Source organism: Sedimentitalea xiamensis (assembly GCF_030164465.1).
Lineage (GTDB): Bacteria > Pseudomonadota > Alphaproteobacteria > Rhodobacterales > Rhodobacteraceae > Sedimentitalea > Sedimentitalea xiamensis.
Genome location: NZ_JASNJE010000080.1, coordinates 1 through 2,228 on the forward strand (window position 1 = coordinate 1; position 2,228 = coordinate 2,228).

General features: G+C 58.9%; 4 protein-coding genes and 1 pseudogene. All 5 read right to left on the reverse strand.

The window, feature by feature from the left end; genetic code table 11:
* Positions 1-401: 401 nt before the first annotated feature.
* A complete protein-coding gene (locus tag QO034_RS23190; protein ID WP_284487866.1) occupies positions 402-812 on the reverse strand; it encodes a regulatory protein GemA in 411 nt (136 codons plus the stop codon).
* Positions 796-1,119 (reverse strand): hypothetical protein, encoded by a 324-nt coding sequence (locus tag QO034_RS23195; protein ID WP_284487867.1) that lies wholly within the window; start codon positions 1,117-1,119, stop codon positions 796-798. Before QO034_RS23195 ends, QO034_RS23190 begins: the two co-directional genes overlap by 17 nt.
* Positions 1,116-1,439 carry a hypothetical protein gene (locus QO034_RS23200; RefSeq protein WP_284487868.1) on the reverse strand — a complete coding sequence of 108 codons (324 nt, stop codon included), beginning with the start codon at positions 1,437-1,439 and terminating at the stop codon, positions 1,116-1,118. Before QO034_RS23200 ends, QO034_RS23195 begins: the two co-directional genes overlap by 4 nt.
* Before the next feature lie 7 nt (positions 1,440-1,446).
* The gene (locus QO034_RS23205; protein ID WP_407696813.1) at positions 1,447-2,118 is read right to left on the reverse strand and encodes an AAA family ATPase; all 672 of its coding nucleotides are present in this window, start codon (positions 2,116-2,118) and stop codon (positions 1,447-1,449) included.
* A pseudogene (locus QO034_RS23210) lies at positions 2,115-2,228 on the reverse strand (IS5/IS1182 family transposase); the annotation flags it as partial. The gene QO034_RS23205 and the pseudogene QO034_RS23210, both read right to left, overlap by 4 nt.

The following is a 2,228-nucleotide window of genomic DNA, read 5'->3' on the forward strand; positions in this document are numbered from 1 at the left end:
GGGAGTGTTCGTTGACGAGCATCGGCGGTTTTTCCTGTCAGCTTGTTTGCGGACAATGCAGGAAAAGCCCCGGACGGGACGCAGCCCGCAATGGTTTTGCGGGGCTGAGGAAACGGGCCGCGAAAGGGATTCGGCGGACATGATGTCCGTCGCATCGGGAGGTTCGCGCAATCGGCCCTGTTTGGCCCCTGGTGCCGGTTCGGCCACATCTGGCCGCATCCACCGGCAACGCATTTCGATTCTTCAACGGTTTTTAGCCGAATTTAAACGGTGTCAGCGGATTCGACGGGGGGCAGAGGCCTGCCGCAAGGCCATGAGGGCGCTCAGCGGCTCTCTGAGCGAGTCCATGCGAAAAGGGCGGCGCAGATCCTGCACCGCCCGTTCGGTCGGGTTTGAAAGGGTCAGGCCGCGCGGGCCTTCATGGCTTTCAACGCCGTTATGATGCGGGGTGCCGTTTCCTTGCGCAGGAACCGCAGGCTGGAAACCTGCCAGTAGTGTTCCAGCCACTTGCCAAGCGCGTCTTCCCCGGCCTTGCCGCGCGTGTATTCCTGCCAGAGCGCCCGGATCAGCTCGATCTGGCCGATGGTGGCCATGCCGGGCCGGTCTCCAAAGCTGCGCCCCTTTGGCGTGGCCGGAGCAAAGCCCAGGTATTCGAAGACCCCCATGAGCGCCTCGAAGCCCTCGATATCCAGCTCGGTCACGCTGGACACCCCGCCGATCTCCACCAGCGCCGCGCGGTATTGCGCCTCGGTCAGCCGTAGCCTCGACCTGGCGACAAAGATCAGTTTTTGCTGATTACGCGTGATCGGCATGACGGTCTCCTTTCGCTTCGGCACCGACTTCCGAGAGATAGCTATCTTCACGGATGCAACGGCAAAACTCGATCATGAATTTCGATGCGTCTTCCGCCTGTCCGTCTGCGATAAATTCCAGCGCCTGTGTGGTGAAATATGCAACCGGCATGGCAAGATCATGATCGAGACGATCAACGGCAATGGCGTCCATGACCCGAGCGGCATGATATAAGGATTGCTGCAATTCCTCGGCACGGTTTCTCTGATCCCGGCATTCAAGCCGGTCGACCTCGACGTAGCTCCGGGTTCCTCGCTGAATGGTCATTGCAGCCTCCCCTTGTAAAACGGCCCAAAGGGAGTCAGAGCGGATACGAACGCGTCAACGACCTCAGAGGCCCGCCGGGCCGTCTCCGCATTCTCGTATAGCGCAAGCAACGATGCCGCGACTTCCTTGTCCGCGACACCTTCGCTGTCCAGGCGCGCCTTGTGGAAGCTCAGCTCTTCCAACTGCTGTCGCGTATAGGCCGAAAAGATCTCGGCAGCCTTGGCAAGATCCTCATGCGCGTCAGGTTCGGAGAAAGCAACGAAGAGGCATTGCCCTTCGACCTCTCCTTCGGTCAGGTCCGTCTTCAATGTGAATTTCACACCCATTTCAAACACCTTCTTTGATCTTTGAAATCGTCTGCAGATGATCAGCGGAAGGCATCCGACCATCGGGCAAACGCGTGGCGGAGCGCCAGATTTTTGCGGCAGCCCTTATGCTTCCCTTTGATATGCCGAGTTCAACCAGCTCCTTTCGGATCTGGACATCCAAGCCCGGAAGGCCGTCAACAAAAAGCCCATAGTCCGCCCGCGTGGGACGCCCAAACTCTTGGGTGATGTCGAACCGTTGCATGAGAGGTTCATAGGCGACCTTGTTCTGTTCGCCCGCGCGGTTCAGAAAGGTCCCGTTTCCAACGAGGATCATGCCGAATGCGGGTTTCTCGCCTCCGAACATTCTTGCCTTTTCCCCCATGTCGAACAGGCCGCGAAAGGACTCCAGAACGGAAGGCTTCATGGCCTGAGCTTCATCGATGATAAGAACCGATTTGGTTGGATAGGCACCGAACGGACGCCGCGCGACGAGATTCCAGACCGCCTGAATGCATTCCGCGATCTGATGTTGCTCACCGTGATAGGGGTACAGGATCTCGTTCGCCATCCACCTGACGTTTCCGGCAATTTCAGTGCGTGCCGTGACGGTAAAGACATCGAAGCCCTTCGCCGGGCTCTGTTGCACAAATCGGTTGATGGCCGAGGTTCCCCTTTCCCCGGACGGACTTATCCCACTGCTTCCGTGACGGGTATGCCGAGCGCTGTGTAGCCGTTGAGCACGGCGATACGGACCTGGAGTTCCGCGACTTGGCGGTCGAAGTTCCGTGCCATGAGGCGTTG